The sequence below is a fragment of the Micromonospora craterilacus genome, from assembly GCF_003236315.1.
Classification (GTDB): Bacteria; Actinomycetota; Actinomycetes; order Mycobacteriales; family Micromonosporaceae; genus Micromonospora; species Micromonospora craterilacus.
Genome location: NZ_POTY01000484.1, coordinates 1 through 1,315, shown reverse-complemented (window position 1 = coordinate 1,315; position 1,315 = coordinate 1). Strand labels below are relative to the sequence as shown.

Below are 1,315 nucleotides of genomic sequence, written 5' to 3'. Positions count from 1 at the left end.
GTGCCGGCCGAGCTGGTCACGGCCGCCGAGAAGACCGTGCCCGGGGTGGTGTCGGTGCTGGTGGGCGGGGCCGGCGGCCAGTCCGCGAACGGTTCCGGCTTCGCCGTGGACTCGGAGCAGCACATCATCACCAACGATCACATCCTGGCCAAGGGGCGCGGCGGCCCGGTGACGGTGGAGCTGCCGGACGGCCGGCGGTTCACCGCGGAGGTGATCGGCCGGGAACCGGCCAGCGATCTCGCGGTGCTGAAGGTGCCGCCGTCGGCCGGGCTGACCCCGCTGCCGCTGGCCAAGCCGGGGTCGACCCGGGTCGGTGAGCCGGTGCTGGCCATCGGGTCACCGCTGGGGCTGCCCGGCACGGTCACCGCCGGCATCGTCAGCGCACTCGACCGTCAGGTGCGGCTCGGTGACAACCGGCACCGGGCGGTGCAGACCGACGCTTCGATCAATCCGGGCAACTCCGGCGGGCCGCTGGTCAACGCGCGGGGCGAGGTGGTCGGGGTGAACACCGCGATCGCCACGATCGACGGCAGCGGTTCGATCGGCATCGGGTTCGCCATCCCGATCGAGCAGGTGCAGCAGACCGCCGACACGATCATCGGCAAGGGCGGCTGACCCCACGGAGAGTGACTGTCCGATTACGGATGGATGAGTGGACTGTCGGATTTCTGGCGAGGAGTGATCGGGGAATGGAAATATTACGCTGAGTATGGATACTGGCGTGGGTGGAGCGTCCTCTCATTGCGGCCCTCCTGCTGGTGGGCCTCATCATCGGAAGTGGCGTCGGGTCGTCGTACGCGCGCGCCCGGCGTGGCTGGAACGACTACCAAGCCGCGAAGAAGACCGTGCCCGGCGCGCGCCGCGCAGCCTGGCTGCTGATCAAGGTGGTCACCACGAAGGTCGGGGTGATCGCCTTGCTACTGATCGGTGCGGTCGCCTACGCCGCCGCCGGGGGGAGCGGCGAGGCGACCCCCTCGGCACCGAATCCGACCAGTACTCCCGACGAGCGGCCGGCACGTTAGCCTCAGTGCGTGGACGACGGACTGCGGGTGACCGACCGGTGGGTCGTCCCCGCCGCCGAGCTGCGGGAGCGGTTCTCCCGGTCGTCCGGGCCGGGTGGGCAGGGTGTCAACACCGCGGACTCCCGGGTCGAGCTGAGCTTCGACCTGGCCGGCTCGCCGAGCCTCCCGGAATCGCTGCGTGCCCGGGCGCTGGACCGGCTCGCCGGGCGGCTGGTCGACGGCGTGCTGACCATCGCCGCCAGCGAGCACCGGGCGCAGCTGGCCAACCGGGAGGCAGCCCGAGAGCGCCTGGT

General features: G+C 71.3%; 3 protein-coding genes. All 3 read left to right on the top strand.

From position 1 onward, the window contains the following. Positions 1-615, top strand: a 615-nt coding sequence (locus C1I95_RS33975) for a S1C family serine protease (protein WP_111220210.1), incomplete at its 5' end; no start/stop codon positions are given. A 110-nt stretch (positions 616-725) separates the two neighbouring features. Further along, the gene (locus tag C1I95_RS33970; RefSeq protein ID WP_111220208.1) at positions 726-1,022 is read left to right on the top strand and encodes a hypothetical protein; all 297 of its coding nucleotides are present in this window, start codon (positions 726-728) and stop codon (positions 1,020-1,022) included. A gap of 9 nt (positions 1,023-1,031) precedes the next feature. Next, positions 1,032-1,315, top strand: a 284-nt coding sequence (gene arfB / locus C1I95_RS33965; protein ID WP_111220206.1) for an alternative ribosome rescue aminoacyl-tRNA hydrolase ArfB, incomplete at its 3' end; no start/stop codon positions are given.